Raw genomic sequence first — 16207 nt, 5'->3', positions numbered from 1 at the left:
CGGGATCTCACTCCTCGTCGCTCGTCGGGGCGGGCACCGCGCCCGTGTCGCGGAAAGTCTTCCACGAGCGCCGATGCAGGTCGCATGCGCCGTGCGCGGCGATGGCCGCGAGGTGGTCGGGCGCGGAGTATCCCTTGTTGATCTCCCAGCCGTACACCGGGTGGTCGCGGGCCGCGTCGACCATCATGGCATCACGCTCCACCTTGGCGAGCAAACTGGCTCCGGCCACCGACGAGCACCGCATGTCGGCCTTGATCTGGGTGACGACGTGCCACGTCGGGGCGCTCTCCGGCTCGAGCAGGCCCAGCAGTCCGATCGTCTCGGGCTCGCTCAGCCAGTCGTGCTTGCCGTCGAGGATGACGACGTCCGGGCGCACGCTCAGCTGCGCGAGGGCGCGGGTGCCGGCCAGGCGCAGCGCGCGCGTCATGCCGAGCGCGTCGATCTCGGCGGGCGAGGCGTGGCCGACGGCGCCGTCGAACGCCCAGCGCCGAACGCGGCGCGCGAGATCGGGGCGCCTCGGCTCGGGCACGAGCTTGGAGTCCTTGACACCCTGCGGCACCGTCGACGTCGCCGCATCGACGACGCTGACGCCCACGCTGACGGGGCCCGCGAGCGCACCGCGTCCTACCTCGTCCATGCCTGCGACAAGTGTGTACCCCGTGCGCAGCAGCTGACGTTCGAGGCGCAGGGTCGGGGTCGAACTCGTCATGCGTGCGTTCCCGTCATCGATCGTGCCGTCTCATCGTGCGCTCCAGTACGTGCCGGCGACGGTGCCGATCACGGATTCGAGTGGGACGAACCCTCCACCCGGGTCACCGAGGTGTCCGCGGGAGTCATCCGAGAAGTCGCGGTTGTCACCGAGGACGAACAGGTGATCGGCTGGGACCCGCACCGAGAACGGCTCCGCCGAGGCGCATCGCTGCCCCTGGGGCAGATACGGCTCGTCGACGACGCGCCCGTCGACGCGCAGCCTGCCGTCGTGGCCGACGCTCACCGTGTCTCCGCCGACCCCGATGACGCGCTTGAGGTAGTCCTGGTCGTTCGGGCGGAACCCCAGCCACCCCGCGGCGGTGTCGAGTGCGCCGAGCACCCCGTCGCGCGGTGTCTGCTCGTAGAACACGTCGGCACCGGAGAAGACGATGACGTCACCCCGCCGTGGATGATCGTGCAGCTTGTCCACCACGATGCGATCCCCCACCTGATACGACGGCTGCATCGAACGCGACGGCACGGTGAACGTCTCCGCGACGAACGCGTGGACGAGCAGCAGCGCGACGAGGACGCCCGACAACACCCACCCGAGCACGCGCCGCAGCGAACGAGGACGCAGCGAACGCGTGCGTCGGGATGCGCCGAAGGCGCGGCCCCGCGTGGGGGTCGCGCCTTCGGGGTGATGCTCGTCGTCCATGGACGTCATGAGCCGTCTGGGAGCTGTGCGCGTTCTCAGGCCTTCTTGGCGGGAACCGCGTCGCGCTTCTCCTTGATCTTGGCTGCCTTGCCGCGCAGGTCGCGCAGGTAGTACAGCTTGGCGCGGCGCACGTCACCGCGCGTCACGACCTCGATCTTCTCGATCACGGGCGTGTGGACGGGGAACGTGCGCTCCACACCGACGCCGAAGGACACCTTGCGGACGGTGAAGGTCTCGCCGACGCCGCCGCCGTGGCGACGGATGACGACGCCCTTGAACACCTGGACACGCGAACGCGTGCCTTCGATGACCTTGACGTGGACGTTGAGCGTGTCGCCGGCGCGGAATTCCGGGACGTCGGAGCGCAGGCTCGCCGCTTCGATCGCGTCGAACTTGTTCATGTCGATCTCTCGTATCTGTGGCACGCGCAGGTTGCCACGGTCAGTTCCGGCCATGGTGGCCGGAAAGCTGTTCGGAACGTGCGGCATGTCGAGTCTCATGACCCGCGTGATCGGCGAGGTGATGCCCGGGATGATCTACATCGAAACCCCGGGGGTACCTGCCGCACGAGTCACTCCCCCTGCGGCGGGGACTCATGGCGACATGACGCAAGGGTTCATCCTGCCAGGATCGGCTGCCATGAGGAAATCCGCAGCCCCGGCGCCCCGGCGAAAGATGCCCCCCCCTGCCCGCCGGGCAGGCAGGGACGTGGGTACATGGAGAGGCGCGGTACGACGCTCAGCGCCCCCGGCGACGCTTGGTGAACACGACCGTCGTGCCGTTCGGCTGCACGACACCGCGGAACCCGGCCTTCTTGTAGAGCTTGAGGTTGTGCTCGCTGCCCGTTCCGGTGAAGAGCTCGAACCGCGTCGCGTCGCTCGGGGCGACCTCCTGGATGAACTCCAGCAACGCGCGCCCCAGGCCGCGTCCGTGCAGGTCGGGCACCACCATGAGCCGGCCGATGTGCCAGGTGTCGTCGACGAGCTTGCCCCGCACCGAACCGATGAACCGGCCGTCATGACGCAGGACGTACGTGTCCCACTCATGGAGCGACGCCGTGAGCGATTCGACCGTCTCGTGCTGTGCGGGGATCGTCAGCGTGTCGTTGAGGATGCCCTCACGCAGCCAGCACGCGTGCGTGCACGTCAGCAGATCGCCGACGTCGGCGGGCGTCGCCTTCGCGATCAGGGCACCGCCCCAGCGATCGTCGACGCCACCGGGCGTCACGGCCGAGGAGGCGTGCAGCAGGTCGGGACGACGCGCGGCCGTCCGCTCGAGGCGCTGCTGGTGTCGCCACGCGGCGACCTTGCCGTGATCGCCGGAGAGCAGCACCGGCGGCACCTCACGTCCCTGCCAGGTCGCGGGTTTCGTGTAGACGGGGTACTCGAGCAGACCGTCCTCGTGCGACTCCTCGACGAGCGACTCTGCGTTGCCCATGAACCCCGGCAGCAGCCGGGCCGCGGCCTCGATCATCGCGAGGACGGCGACCTCTCCCCCGTTGAGCACGTAGTCACCGAGGGAGATGACGCGCACCGGCATGACGTCGGCCGCAGCCTCGTAGACGCGTTCGTCGATACCCTCGTATCGGCCGCACGCGAAGATCAGCCAGTCCTCGTCTGCGAGTTCGCGCGCGAGCCGCTGCGTCAACACCTCACCACCGGGGCCGGGGACGATGAGCGTCGGCGTGCCGTCGCCCAGGGTGCGCACATGCTCGAGCGCTTCCCACCACGGCTGCGGCTTCATCACCATGCCGGCCCCACCGCCGTAGGGCGTGTCGTCGACGGTGCGGTGACGGTCGTGCGCGAAGTCGCGCAGGTCGTGCACGGCCACGTCGAGCAGGCCCTTGCGCTGCGCCTGACCGGGCAGGCTGAGCTTCAGCGGTTCGAGGTATTCAGGGAAGATCGAGATGATGTCGCAGCGCACGAGTTCAGTTCGCCTCCGCCGGATCGGTGGCCTCGAGCGCGGCGCTGTCGTCGGGGGCGTCGGGCGCATCGGGACGTGCGAGATCGAGCAGCCCCGGCGGGGGCGTGACGACGACGACGCGCGCGTCCTCGTCGATCTCGGGCACGATCTCCTCGACGAACGGCACGAGGATGTCGTAGCCCTCGACACCGTCGACGACGAGCAGATCCTGCACCTCGCGTGATTCGAGCGCCTTGACGACGCCGACCTTCTCACCGGCGACGACGACGTCGAACCCGAGCAGGTCCTCCTCGTACCAGGCGTCGTCCTCGTCGAGGTCGTCGGCCTCGGCGAGCAGCTTGATGCCGCGCAACCCTTCGGCGGCCGTGCGATCGGGCGCCTCGTCGAAGGCGAGCAGGTGGAGGCCGTTGTGAACGCGCGCCGAGCGCAGGGTCAGCGGGCCGCGTGAGGCCGGTTCCGTCTCGAACGTCGCGCCGGGCACGAACCGCTGCTGGGGCGAATCCGTGTGCAGCTGCACGGTCACCTCGCCCTTCAACCCGTGAGCCTTGCCGATCCGTGCCACGACGACGTCATCCATGCCGCCTATTGTCGCATCGCACCAGCACAGCCCTGGCGCCCGTGTCGCGGGCGCACCCCGCAGGTCCGCCACCGGCCCGACGCGCCCAAGCCCTTCGCGGCGCGACCACACCCCGGCCGCTCGCCCGGCCGACGCATCCGGCAATACGAAACCGCCCCCACCGTGACGGCGGAGGCGGTTTCGTCGGTGCGACAGCTCAGCGGGCGCGGTCGGTGTCGACGATGTCGACACGAACCGGGCGACCGCCGGCCAGCGCGGAGACCACGGTGCGAAGGGCGGAGGCGGTGCGACCGGAGCGGCCGATGACGCGCCCCAGGTCGTCGGGGTGCACGCGAACCTCGAGGAGTTCGCCGCGGCGCCCGTCCTTGTGACGCACGACGACGTCGCCGTCGTGGTCGACGATGCCCTTGACGAGGTGCTCCAGTGCTTCTTCGAGCACGAGGATCAGGCCTCTTCGGTCTTCTCGGCCTCGACAGCCGGAGCGTCAGCGGCGGGGGCCTCGTCAGCCTTGGCCTCGGAGGCGGGCGCCTCGGCCTTGGGGGCGTCAGCCTTCTTCTTGGCCGTGGTGGCGCCGTCCTTCGAGGAGTCCGTCGCGTTCTGCGCAGCCTTGAGAGCGGCCTCGTAGAGGGCCTTCTTGTCGGCCTTCGGCTCGGCCTTCTTCAGCGTGCCCTCGGCACCCGGCTCGCCCTTGAACTTCTGCCAGTCACCCGTGATCTTGAGCAGCGCGGCGACCTGCTCGGTCGGCTGCGCGCCGACGGAGAGCCAGTACTGCGCACGCTCGGAGTCGATCTCGATGAGGCTCGGCTCCTCCTTGGGGTGGTACTTGCCGATCTCCTCGATCGCGCGGCCGTCACGCTTCGTCCGGCTGTCCATGACGACGACGCGGTACTGGGGCTGACGGATCTTGCCGAGGCGCTTGAGGCGAATCTTGACTGCCATGGTGGCGGTCTCACTTTCTGTTCGTGTGAACCACGGCAAGACCGAAGGGGGTGTGACGGCGAGCGTTGTACGGACGCACACCGAACCTCGCGGGGAACCGTGACTCGGGGTAGGCGCGCATCTGCGGCAGCAGACACACGGGTACCCCGCCATTGTGCCAGAGGGCGCCAGCTACGCCCAATCGCCGCGCTCCATCGTGATGTTGCCCGGGTTTTCGGGCGACATCAGGAAGGGACGTCAGCTCTCGCGCGCGTGGCGTTCGAGGAACTGGTACACCTCGGTGTCGTCGACGCCCGGAAACGTGCCGGGCGGCATCGCGGCGAGCAGGTGCGAATGCACGCGAGCGCTCGGCCAGGCGTGCCCGCCCCAGCGCGCCGTCAGCTCCCCCGGCGGCTGCGTGCAGCACGACGGGTCGGGGCATCGCGACTGCGAGCGCGACGTCGTCTCGCGCCCGCGGAACCACTTGACGTGCTGGTACGGAGTGCCGACGTTGACGCTGAACAAGCCCGACGAGGTGCGATCGACGAACGCCGAGCACCAGTACGTGCCCGAGCGCGTGTCCGTGTATTGCTGGTACGAGCGCGACAGATCGGGCTGGTCGAACACGACACGCGCCGTCCAGTGCTTGCACACCCGCTGGCCCTCGATGGCGCCCGTCGCGTCCGCCGGGAAGACGATGCCGTCGTTCTCGTACGCCTTGTAGATGACGCCGTCGGCGCTGATGCGCATGAAGTGGACGGGGATGTCGAGCACCTTCGTCGCGAGGTTCGTGAACCGGTGCGCGGCCGTCTCGTAGGAGACGCCGTACGCGTCGCGCAGGTCCTCGATCGAGATGTCCTTGGCCGCCTTGGCCTCGAGCAGCCGCGCCCCCAGCTCCTTCTCCGGCATGAGGACGGCCGCGGCGAAGTAGTTGATCTCGACGCGCTGGGAGAGGAACTCGGCGTAGTCGGCCGGCACCTCGTGGCCGAGGACGAGGTGCCCCAGCGCCTGCAACGCGAGCGAACGCGCGTCGTGCTGGCCCGCCTCCGGCTGCGGCAGGTAGATCCGGCGATTGGCCAGATCGCTGACGGTGCGCGTCGAGTTCGGCAGATCCGAGGTGTGCACGAGCGAGAACCCGAGGTGCTCCGCCATCCGATCGACGGAGGTGCGCGAGACCGGCCCGCCCGCATGCCCGACGCCGGCGAGCAGGTCGGCGGCTGCCTGCTCGATGTCACCGAAGTAGTTGTCGGCCTCCCGCATGCGCGTGCGTAGTTCGGCGTTCGCACGCCGGGCGTGCTCGGGCGTCGCGGCGCGCTCGCTCTGCATCGACGCGAGCGCCTCGTGCATCCCGACGAGCGCCTCGAGCGCCTCCGTCGGCAATCGCGGCCCGACCCGAACCGTCGGCAGCCCGAGCGCCGAGTACTGCTCGGCGCGCTGCGCGCGTTCGAGTCGGATCTCCAGCGCGGCACGCCGTGACGGCGGCGCGGTCGCGAGCAGGTCGGCGAGGGGGACGTCGAGCACCTCGGCCAGCGACGTCAGCACCGATAGTCGCGGCTCGCGCTTGCCGTTCTCGATGAGCGAGAGCGCCGACGGGCTCATGCCGACGGCGGCCGCGACGTCTCCGAGCGTCCGCTCGGCGCCCTGACGTACGTGACGCAGGCGGCGTCCGATCGTCAGGGCGTCGGGTGCGGCGCGCTCGGGTCGGGTGGCCGTCTCGGTGGAGACGCGGGGGCGCGACAGCCGCCCCTCGCGCGGTGCGCTCGTGTCGCTCATACCGTTCACCTTCGCCCGCGCCATGCGTCACCTCGTGCTCACTCGGGGCCAAAGACCCCGAAAAACCTGTCGATGTGTCAATAATCGCAGATCTTTATCGGAAAAGTCTTGTTACTTGCCAGTTCGATCGGCCAGAGTGGACACATCGAGCCCCACCGCCACCCGGCTGAGGCTTCACCGAGGAAAGGACCAGGAGCCATGACTGGCGAGAACATCCAGGCACGCGCCGCCGAGATCCAGAACGACTGGGACACCAATGAGCGCTGGAAGAACGTCAAGCGTGACTACAGCGCTGAGGACGTCGTCCGTCTCCAGGGCAGCATCCAGGAGGAGTTCACCCTCGCCAAGCACGGCGCCGAGAACCTCTGGGAGAAGCTGCACACCGAGGACTTCGTCAACGCCCTCGGCGCACTGACGGGCAACCAGGCCGTCCAGCAGGTCAAGGCCGGCCTCAAGGCCATCTACCTGTCCGGTTGGCAGGTCGCCGGTGACGCGAACCTCGCCGCCCAGACGTACCCGGACCAGTCGCTCTACCCGGCCAACTCGGTGCCGCAGGTCGTCCGCCGCATCAACAACGCCCTGATGCGCGCCGACCAGATCGAGTTCTCCGAGGGCATCAAGAGCGTCGACGAGTGGCTCGTGCCGATCGTCGCCGACGCCGAGGCCGGCTTCGGTGGCCCGCTCAACGCGTACGAGCTCATGAAGTCGATGATCGCCGCCGGCGCCGCCGGCGTGCACTGGGAGGACCAGCTGGCCTCCGAGAAGAAGTGCGGCCACCTCGGCGGCAAGGTGCTCATCCCGACGAGGCAGCACGTTCGCACGCTGAACGCCGCCCGCCTCGCCACCGACGTGTCGAACACGCCGACCGTCGTCATCGCCCGCACGGACGCCGAGGCCGCGACGCTCATCACGTCCGACGTCGACGAGCGCGACCAGCAGTTCCTCACCGGCGAGCGCACGAACGAGGGCTTCTACAAGGTCAAGAACGGCATCGAGCCCTGCATCGAGCGTGCGAAGGCCTACGCGCCCTACGCCGACCTCATTTGGATGGAGACGGGCACGCCCGACCTCGAGCTCGCGAAGAAGTTCGCCGAGTCCGTCAAGGCCGATTTCCCCGACCAGATGCTGGCGTACAACTGCTCGCCGTCGTTCAACTGGAAGAAGCACCTCGACGACGACACGATCGCCAAGTTCCAGCGCGAGCTGGGCGCGATGGGCTTCAAGTTCCAGTTCATCACCCTCGCCGGCTTCCACGCTCTCAACTACTCGATGTTCGACCTGGCCCACGGCTACGCCCGCGAGCAGATGAAGGCGTACGTCGAGCTGCAGGAGCGCGAGTTCGCCTCCGAGAGCCGCGGCTACACGGCCACGCGTCACCAGCGCGAGGTCGGCACGGGCTACTTCGACCTGGTCGCCACGACGCTCAACCCCGAGTCGTCGACGACCGCGCTGAAGGAGTCGACGGAGAGCGCTCAGTTCTGAGCTGCTCCCGCCACTGAACCGGCCCCCATCCCCCGCGCGATCACCTGGCTCCGATCGCGTGGGGGTGGGGGCTCACCCCTACCCCCGTCGCGCCGTGCACCTGATCGCTCGATCCCGCGATCATGCGTGCCGCGGCCGCCGTGTCCGCGTCGCGAGCGTCGCCCGCCCGGGCGTCGCGATCGGTCATGATGGAGTCCAAGCCCAGCCCAGCCGTCGCCCCGACGACGCCCACAGCGCACCCGAAGGAGGGCTCATGAGCTCTTCCCCCACCGTCCGCGGTCAGCTGCACCCTCGGTTCGAGGAGGTCCTGACGCCCGGCGCCCTCGCCTTCCTCGGCCGGCTCGACGGAGCGTTCGCCGGGCGTCGCGCCGAACTACTCGCGCAGCGTCGCGACCTGTCACGCCGCATCAACACGGGCACCGACCTCGACTTCGACCCCGCGACGCAGTCCGTGCGTGACGACGCGTCGTGGCAGGTCGCGCCCGCCGCGCCGGGGCTGCTCGATCGCCGCGTCGAGCTCGTCTCCCCCGTCACGCGCTCGATGACGCAGCACGCGATGGAGTCGAACGCCTCGACGTGGCTCGCGGATCTCGAGGACGCGACGTCACCGACGTGGTTCAACATGATCGAGGGCCAGGTCGTGCTCGCCGACGCGGTGCGCGAGTACCGCGCGCACCCGGAGCGCAAGCGTCCGACGCTCATCATGCGCCCACGCGCGTGGCACCTGTGCGAGAAGCACCTGACGGTCGACGGCCGCCCGATCTCGGCGACGCTCGTCGACTTCGGCCTGTTCTTCTTCCACAACGCGCAGACTCTCATCGACGCCGGGTTCGGCCCGTACTTCTACCTGCCGAAGATCGAGTCGGCGGCCGAGGCGCGCCTGTGGAACGACGTCTTCGTCGAAGCTCAGGACGCCCTCGGCATCGAGCGCGGCACGATCCGTGCGAGCATCCTCATCGAGACACTGCCCGCCGCGTTCGCGATGGAGGAGATCCTCTACGAACTGCGCGAGCATGCCGCCGGTCTCAACGCGGGCCGCTGGGACTACATCTTCAGCTACGTGCGTACCTTCGCCCACCGCGGCGACGAGTACGTCCTGCCCGACCGCGAGCGCATCACGATGACGACGCCGTTCATGCGCGAGTTCACCGAACTGCTCGTCACGACGGCGCACAAGCGCGGCACGCACGCGATCGCCGCGCCCGCCGCGAACAACCCGACGCTGCAGGACGACGACATGCGTCACCGCGTCCTCAACGTCGTCCACACCGAGAAGGAGCGCGAGGCCGAGGAGGGTTTCGACGGTTCGTGGGTCGCCCACCCCGCGATGGTCGACACGGTGCTGTCTGCCTTCACCCACGTCCTCGGCGACAAGCTCGACCAGATCGACGTCAAGCGCCCGCAGCGCTTCGACGCGGCGGCCCTCGTCAGCCTCGAGGGCACGATGCAGACGACGAGCCTGCAGGGCGTGCGCCACAACGTCAGCGTCGCGCTGCAGTACCTCGCGGCGTGGATCGACGGCAAGGGCGCCGTCGCCATCGGCAACTTCATGGAGGATGCGGCGACCGTCGAGATCTGCCGCGCCCAGCTGTGGCAGTGGCTGCACCACTCGACGCAGCTCGCCGAGGGTCCGCAGGTGACGCGGGAGCTGCTCGGGCGCGTCATCGACGAGGAGATGACCAAGCTCAAGCGCACCGCCGACGCCGACGAGTCCGAGCGCCTCGACGAGGCCCGCGAGGTGCTCGAACGCAGCGCGCTCACCGACGAGCTGCCCGGATTCTTCTCCAACTACGCCTACGTCCGCTTCCTGCTCGACGAGGGGCTGCGCATGCCGCGCAGCATCGACTCCGACGACCTTCGTCAGTCGGAGAAGGTCGACGAGGTCGCCTGAGCTCGGCCGTGTGACGCCGACGGGTACGGCGAGCGATCTGCGTGCCCGTGAGCGCGTCGAGCCGTCGCCCCGGGGGCGTTGTCGGTATGAGGTGATAGAAAGATGACGTGGCGTCGCGCAGGTGCACGCCACGTCATCGTCACGTCCAGCGGGCGCACTCGAGAGGTAATCACCATGATCTTCATCGTTGTCAAGTTCGACGTCCGCCCCGACAAGGTCGACGGGTGGATGGACCACGTCGCCGACTTCACCGCGGCCACGCGCGCCGAGGCGGGCAACCTGTGGTTCGAGTGGAGCCGCAGCGTCGAGAAGCCGAACGAGTTCGTGCTCGTCGAGGCGTTTCAGGACGACGCGGCCGTGGCGCACGTCTCCTCGGACCACTTCAAGGCCTTCACGTCGTCGACGGCTGAGTGGCTCACGGCCACGCCCAAGATCGTCTCGCGTCAGGTCGAGGGCGATGGCTGGGACGAGATGGGTGAGATCAGCGTCGACTGACGCGGATCACGAGGGGGAGGACGCACGATGCGCACCCTGACAGTAGGACGCCTCGTCAGCGTCTTGTTCACGGGGTGCCTGCCGCTCACGGCCTGCAGCTACACCGGTGATTCGCTCAAGGCGCCCGCCGGCCAGAGCGCGACGACGGTGACGGCGTCGCCGTCCACGACCCGTCCGTCGCCGTCGAGTTCGGCGTCATTTGATTCGTCACGCGTCGCCGACACCTTCGTCACTCCGGGAGGCACGGCTCAGGCCGGGTCGATGACGTTCTGCGACCAGGCGAAGGTCAAGAACAAGAGGTGCACCTCCCCCACCACCGTCTACGAGGGCGGCGACCTCGCCTGCGCGACCACGGTCAAACCGGGACGCAAGGTGAAGATTCGCGTGCTCAAGGACGGCAACGAGCTGACGTCGCAGACCGGCGACGTCGGCAGGCCCGGTTCGGACGGCAAGGTCGCACTGAGCGGCGACATCGGCGTCGCCCCGGCCGCCATGCCCGCCGGCATCTACACGTGCGAGTTCACCGTCGACGGCGCCAAGCCGGTGAGCGGCTCCGTCGAGGTCAAGGGCCCGCAGGGCGTCGACGGCGCCAGCCAGGTGCGCATGTACACCGAGATCAAGGACACCCCGGGGCGAAAGAAGAAATCGCGCTCGTGCGCCGAGACCTCTGACGTGATCCAGCTCGAGCGCGGCAAGGGCCTGCAGTGCTCCGCCGTCGTCGCGGGGGCGAAGGGGTCGCCACTGCGCGTCCGGATCCGCAAGGGCACGCGGGTGTTCGACTTCCCGTTCGAGGCAGGGCGCGTCGACAAGAACCTCGGGGTGGTGACGGCGAGCATCACCGTCGCGGGCAGCGATGACGCCCGCTGCGAGGTCTACAAGGGCGAGAAGCTGCTCGTGCGGCGCGACTTCCGGGTCGTCGTGAACGGCTGAGACCAGGCCGCATTCAGGATCTATCGAGGCTTCATGAGTTCTTTTCTCCGAGATGGAACCGGATCCGTGTCCAACGCATCAGAATGATGACACCGACAACCAGGAGGACGCCATGAAGATCAGCCGAACCATCGTCCCGACGCTCGCACTGGCCTCGCTCACGCTTGCAGGATGCAGCACCGTCGAGAGCGGCGGCAGTTCATCGTCGGGCGCCGCTGTGCCGAGCAACCCCATGTCGTCGAGCCCCGCGGGCGCCCAGTCGCAGGCCACGTCGGCTGCGCCCGAGACGTCGAGCGCCGCTGAATCGTCGCCCGAGTCGTCGCCTGCGACCTCGGAGACGAGCTCGTCAGCATCGACCGACTCGTCTTCGTCGCCCAGCTCGCAGGCAGCCAGTTCTGCAAAGGTGACGAAGAGCGACATCATCGGCTTCGCCTCGAGCCACGAGACGCGTTCGTGCCTCAGCAAGAACCTGGCTTACGTGTCGTCGGCTCAGTTCTGCAAGGAGGACGCGAGCAGCATCGACGCCTCGTACAAGGGCCAGCGGGTCTACTTCACGACAGCCGTGCAGTTCAAGTCCAGCGCGAAGTACAGCTATGAGATCTCGAACGGTTCACAGTCTAAGAAGGGCACGCTCGACTCCAAGGGCACCTCGAACGCTGACGGCCAGGCCGTCACGCTGACCGTCAAGGTACCGATGGAGCAGTCGGGCACCTACTCGATCAAGTTCCTCGAGAACGGCTCGCAGTTCGCTTCGGACTCGGTGAACGTCACCGTCAAGTGACGCACTGACCGAGCATGCTGCCGGGCCCTCACCACACGCGTGTGGTGAGGGCCCGGCAGCATGCTCGGTGTGGCGACCTCATCGTGGCTCGACGTCCGGTGTGGTTCGGCGGGGAACGCTCGAAGCGGTGGTCAGCTGAGACGCGGACGCAAGTTCAGCGCCTGCTGGACGAGGGCTCGTGCATCGTGGGGACCGTCGTTGAGCTGCCACAGTTGCGCGGCGGTGGCGTCATCGGGCCGCGCGGCGCGCACGCCGCGAGCCGTCAGATCGACGAGGGCGCGCTCAGCTGAGGAACCCGCGCACCACACGATCGGCGCACCGGCGTACGCAGCGACGTCGAGGGCCGCCGCGTAAGGCAGTCCGAACAGGGCCACCGCCGTCAGCTCACGCGCCAGCGCAACGGCGGCCGGTTCACTGATCGCGTCGTCGAGGACGATGACGCCAGTGGGAGCGTCGTGCTCGGCGTACGCTCGCGCCGGCCATTCCTCGCGAGTCAGTGCGTAGGAGTCGTGATCGCGCCAGGCGTTGGCGCCCGACGGGCCGTCGGCGAGCCACAACATGCGGCGGACGGTGCGCTCGCGCCTGAAACCGAGCGACCGCAGGACGCCCGCCGACGTCGCGTTGGCCGTGCGCACGTTCGCCTCGACGCGGTGCAGGCCCATGCCCGACGGCGTGGGGCGCAGAGCGATGTCGACGACGAGCGCGAGACCTTCGCGGAACAGCCCCTGCCCGACGTACGGGTCGAATGCGTTGTACCCCATCGTCGCGCTCATGAACCGCCCCTGCACGACGTTCGACACGTTGACGCAGCCGACGAGACCGGCCGTGTCGTGCGGGGCGCGCACGTCGTCGTGGGCGCGGATGAGGAAGGTGCGGTGCTTCTCGGATTGCGCCGCGAGGTGGTGGACGAGATCGCCCGGATTGACGGGGTTCCATGAGCCGATGCGTGCCGCGGAGCGCGTCATCGCGCGTCGGTAGGGCTCGATGTCGGCTCGCCGGGCAACGCTGACGCTGACACGTTCGCCGTCGGCGTGGAGGAGTTCGGCGCTGCTCATGCGTTCGGCCTCATTCGACGATGCGTCCGCGCAGGACGACGTGGCGCGGCGCGGCGAGGACGCGCACGTCGTCGCGCGGGTCAGCGTCGAGCATCACGATGTCGGCCGGCGCACCCTCCGTCAGGCGTTCGTGGCCGAGCCATTCGCGCGCGCCCCACGTCGCCGTCGCGAGTGCTTCGCTGTTGCTCATCCCGGCGTTCGTCATCTCGGCGACCTCGCTCGCGATGAGGCCGTGCGGCAGTTGACCGCCCGCGTCGGTGCCGGCGTAGATGCGGATGCCGGCGTCGCGGGCCGCGCCGATCGTGGCGTACCGGCGGGCGTGCAGGTCGCGCATGTGCGCAGCGTAGGCGGGAAACTTGGCCTCGCCGGCAGCGGCGAACGTCGGGAAGTTGTCGAGGTTGATGAGGGTCGGGACGATCGCGATGTCGCGCTCGGCGAACAGTGCGATGGATTCCTCGGTGAGGCCGCTCGCGTGCTCGATGCAGTCGACGCCGGCGTCCGCGAAGTCGAACAATGACTGCTCGCCGAAGCAGTGCGCGGTGACGCGCGCGCCCTCGGCGTGGGCGGCGTCTAGGGCGGGTTTCAGTGCCTCTGCGGGCCAGCACGGGGTGAGGTCGCCGGCGTCGCGATCGATCCAGTCGCCGACGAGCTTGACCCAGCCGTCACCGCGGCGCGCCTCCTGGCGCACGTACGCGACGAGATCTTCGGGCTCGATCTCGTGGGCGTAGTTGCGGATGTAGCGCTTGGTGCGGGCGATGTGGCGGCCGGCGCGGACGATGCGGGGCAGGTCGTCACGTTCGTCGATCCAGTGCGTGTCGACGGGTGAGCCGCAGTCGCGCAGCAGGAGCGCGCCGGCCGCGCGGTCGGCGAGGGCATGCTCTTCGGCGCGTTCGGGCGGCACTCCCCCATGCGACTCGAGCCCGACGTGGCAGTGCGCGTCGACGAGCCCCGGCAGGAGCCAGCCGTCGAGCTCGACGGCGTCATCGAGGTGCGTCTCGGGACGCACGTAGGTGATGCGTCCGTCGACGACCCAGGCCTCCCCCACCTCGTCGTCAGGCGCGGCGAGGATGCAGCCGGTGAGGTGAAGCACATCGTCATTCATGAACCGACACTATCGCGCGACGTCGGCGCTGATCGCCCGAGAGGTTGTGGAGGTTCGCGCTACCGGTCGCACGAACCTCCACAACTCCTCCGGGCCGAAGGACGGCCGACGCGGTCAGTCCTTGTCCGCCCCCGGGCCGAGGAACTTCTCGAAGCCCTTGGGCAGCTTCATGTTCGAGTAGTCGGGCTCGTCGTTCATCTGGCCGAACGCGTTCTCCATCGCGGCCGCACGCGCCGCTTCGGCCTTGGCCGCTGCGGCCGCCTCTTCCTGCGCACGCTTGGCGGGGTTGCCGCTCTTGCCCTTCTTCTTCGGCTGGCTCTTCGCCTTCTTGCCACCGCCGCCACCAGGCATCGCACCCATGCCCGGCATGCCCGGCATGCCGCCGCCACGCTTCAGCTGACGCATCATCTTCTGCGCCTCGCCGAAACGCTGCAGCAACTGGTTGACCTCGGAGACCGAGACGCCCGAACCTCGCGCGATGCGCGCGCGTCGCGAACCGTTGATCTGCTTGGGGTGCGTGCGTTCGAACGGCGTCATCGAGCGGACGATGGCCTCGACACGGTCGAACTCGCGCTCGTCGAGCGAGTTGAGCTGGTCACGCATCTGACCCATGCCCGGCATCATGCCGAGCAGGCCCTTGATGTTGCCCATCTTCTTGATGGCCGACATCTGCTGGAGGAAGTCGTCGAACGTGAAATCCTCCTCGTCCATGAACTTGCGCGCCATCTCGGCGGCCTGGCGCTTGTCGAACGCGCGCTCCGCCTGCTCGATGAGCGTCAGCACGTCACCCATGTCAAGGATGCGGCTCGCCATGCGATCGGGGTGGAAGACCTCGATGTCCTTCACGCCCTCGCCCGTCGAGGCGAACATGATCGGGCGACCCGTCACCGAGGCCACCGAAAGGGCGGCACCACCGCGGGCGTCACCGTCGAGCTTCGACAGGACGACACCCGTGAAGTCAACGCCGTCCTGGAACGCGATCGCCGTCTCGATGGCGGCCTGACCGATCATCGCGTCGATGACGAACAGCACCTCGTTCGGCTGGATCGCCTCACGGATGTCGGCGGCCTGCTGCATGAGGTTCTCGTCGACAGCGAGACGACCCGCGGTGTCGACGATGACGACGTCGTACTGGCGTACCTTCGCCTGTGCGACACCGGCCTGGGCAACCCAGACGGGGTCGCCGTGGCTGCGCGTGCCCTCGCCCGTCTCCGAGACCGCGTCGTGGCCACCCTCGTTGCCACGCTCGGGCGCAAACACCGGCACGCCCGCACGCTCACCGACGACCTCGAGCTGACGCACGGCGTTCGGACGCTGCAGGTCGGCGGCGACGAGCACCGGGAAGTGACCCTCGTCGCGCAGCCGACGCGCGAGCTTGCCCGCGAACGTCGTCTTACCGGAACCCTGCAGACCGGCGAGCATGATGACGGTCGGGCCCGTCTTCGCGTACTGGATCGACCGCGTCTGGCCGCCGAGGATCGCGATGAGCTCCTCGTTGACGATCTTGACAACCTGCTGGCCGGGGTTCAGCGCCTGGCTGACCTCCGCACCGAGCGCACGCTCACGCACCCCCCGCGTGAACTGCTTGACGACGGGCAGCGCGACGTCGGCATCGAGCAACGCCATCCGGATGTCACGGATGGTCGCGTTGATGTCTGACTCGGTGAGACGCCCCTTGCCCTTGAGGTTGGCGAAGGTCGCTGTCAGGCGGTCTGAGAGGCTATTGAACACCGGCCCAGATTACCCGCTCCCATGCGGCCCCGTCAGATCGACCGTGCAGTGGCGCCGATGCCGAGCCCGTCGCGTCGGCATTCGTCGATGTCGACGCTCGGTCTCGCCGGGAATGCCCTCGAGGATCGACGCATCGTGGCG

The 16207-nt window shown here is 68.6% G+C and carries 17 protein-coding genes; 5 read left to right on the top strand and 12 right to left on the bottom strand.

Going from position 1 to position 16207, the window contains the following annotated elements; translation table 11 throughout:
- Nucleotides 1-7 precede the first annotated feature (7 nt).
- The 8 genes from rnhB to AC1RS9_RS03795 all read right to left on the bottom strand — a co-directional run bounded on the left by rnhB (nt 8) and on the right by AC1RS9_RS03795 (nt 6599).
- Entirely contained in the window at nt 8-709 is a 702-nt protein-coding gene (gene rnhB, locus AC1RS9_RS03830) for a ribonuclease HII (RefSeq protein WP_259879976.1), read from the bottom strand.
- Nucleotides 710-739: 30 nt separating this feature from the next.
- Entirely contained in the window at nt 740-1417 is a 678-nt protein-coding gene (gene lepB / locus AC1RS9_RS03825) for a signal peptidase I (protein ID WP_131941229.1), read from the bottom strand.
- A 26-nt stretch (nt 1418-1443) separates the two neighbouring features.
- Complete coding sequence (gene rplS / locus AC1RS9_RS03820) at nt 1444-1809, bottom strand: 50S ribosomal protein L19 (protein WP_038571206.1); 366 nt, start codon at nt 1807-1809, stop codon at nt 1444-1446.
- A 337-nt stretch (nt 1810-2146) separates the two neighbouring features.
- Nucleotides 2147-3331 carry a tRNA (guanosine(37)-N1)-methyltransferase TrmD gene (gene trmD / locus AC1RS9_RS03815; protein ID WP_062256704.1) on the bottom strand — a complete coding sequence of 395 codons (1185 nt, stop codon included), beginning with the start codon at nt 3329-3331 and terminating at the stop codon, nt 2147-2149.
- A gap of 4 nt (nt 3332-3335) precedes the next feature.
- Entirely contained in the window at nt 3336-3908 is a 573-nt protein-coding gene (rimM, locus tag AC1RS9_RS03810) for a ribosome maturation factor RimM (RefSeq protein WP_492920567.1), read from the bottom strand.
- Nucleotides 3909-4104: 196 nt separating this feature from the next.
- Entirely contained in the window at nt 4105-4347 is a 243-nt protein-coding gene (locus AC1RS9_RS03805) for an RNA-binding protein (protein WP_006944891.1), read from the bottom strand.
- 5 nt (nt 4348-4352) lie between these two features.
- Nucleotides 4353-4847, bottom strand: a complete 495-nt coding sequence (gene rpsP, locus AC1RS9_RS03800) for a 30S ribosomal protein S16 (RefSeq protein ID WP_459110160.1) — start codon at nt 4845-4847, stop codon at nt 4353-4355.
- Nucleotides 4848-5084: 237 nt separating this feature from the next.
- Nucleotides 5085-6599 (bottom strand): helix-turn-helix domain-containing protein, encoded by a 1515-nt coding sequence (locus AC1RS9_RS03795; RefSeq protein WP_235006181.1) that lies wholly within the window; start codon nt 6597-6599, stop codon nt 5085-5087.
- Nucleotides 6600-6797: 198 nt separating this feature from the next.
- Between AC1RS9_RS03795 and aceA the strand changes: the two genes are divergently transcribed.
- The 4 genes from aceA (at nt 6798) to AC1RS9_RS03775 (ending at nt 11397) form a co-directional block, all read left to right on the top strand.
- Nucleotides 6798-8081, top strand: a complete 1284-nt coding sequence (aceA, locus tag AC1RS9_RS03790) for an isocitrate lyase (RefSeq protein WP_492920565.1) — start codon at nt 6798-6800, stop codon at nt 8079-8081.
- 253 nt (nt 8082-8334) lie between these two features.
- Entirely contained in the window at nt 8335-9972 is a 1638-nt protein-coding gene (aceB, locus tag AC1RS9_RS03785) for a malate synthase A (RefSeq protein ID WP_062256690.1), read from the top strand.
- 174 nt (nt 9973-10146) lie between these two features.
- Entirely contained in the window at nt 10147-10467 is a 321-nt protein-coding gene (locus tag AC1RS9_RS03780; RefSeq protein WP_038568821.1) for a putative quinol monooxygenase, read from the top strand.
- A gap of 27 nt (nt 10468-10494) precedes the next feature.
- Nucleotides 10495-11397 carry a hypothetical protein gene (locus AC1RS9_RS03775; protein WP_492920563.1) on the top strand — a complete coding sequence of 301 codons (903 nt, stop codon included), beginning with the start codon at nt 10495-10497 and terminating at the stop codon, nt 11395-11397.
- A 78-nt stretch (nt 11398-11475) separates the two neighbouring features.
- Here the strand turns inward: AC1RS9_RS03775 and AC1RS9_RS03770 are convergent, their stop codons facing one another.
- Entirely contained in the window at nt 11476-11820 is a 345-nt protein-coding gene (locus AC1RS9_RS03770) for a hypothetical protein (protein WP_492920561.1), read from the bottom strand.
- Between AC1RS9_RS03770 and AC1RS9_RS03765 the strand changes: the two genes are divergently transcribed.
- Complete coding sequence (locus AC1RS9_RS03765) at nt 11801-12178, top strand: hypothetical protein (RefSeq protein WP_038568827.1); 378 nt, start codon at nt 11801-11803, stop codon at nt 12176-12178. The two genes, AC1RS9_RS03770 and AC1RS9_RS03765, sit on opposite strands and share 20 nt — an antisense overlap.
- Nucleotides 12179-12309: 131 nt before the next feature.
- On the opposite strand, the gene AC1RS9_RS03760 is transcribed toward AC1RS9_RS03765, so the two are convergent.
- The 3 genes from AC1RS9_RS03760 to ffh all read right to left on the bottom strand — a co-directional run bounded on the left by AC1RS9_RS03760 (nt 12310) and on the right by ffh (nt 16066).
- The gene (locus AC1RS9_RS03760; protein WP_492920559.1) at nt 12310-13233 is read right to left on the bottom strand and encodes a GNAT family N-acetyltransferase; all 924 of its coding nucleotides are present in this window, start codon (nt 13231-13233) and stop codon (nt 12310-12312) included.
- A gap of 10 nt (nt 13234-13243) precedes the next feature.
- Nucleotides 13244-14335 carry an amidohydrolase family protein gene (locus AC1RS9_RS03755; protein WP_492920557.1) on the bottom strand — a complete coding sequence of 364 codons (1092 nt, stop codon included), beginning with the start codon at nt 14333-14335 and terminating at the stop codon, nt 13244-13246.
- A 114-nt stretch (nt 14336-14449) separates the two neighbouring features.
- Nucleotides 14450-16066, bottom strand: coding sequence for a signal recognition particle protein (gene ffh, locus AC1RS9_RS03750; RefSeq protein ID WP_144694539.1), 1617 nt, complete (start codon nt 16064-16066; stop codon nt 14450-14452).
- Nucleotides 16067-16207 lie beyond the last annotated feature (141 nt).

Source organism: Dermacoccus sp. MPR-E5, from assembly GCF_058809565.1.
This window is presented reverse-complemented; position numbering and strand designations above follow the sequence as displayed.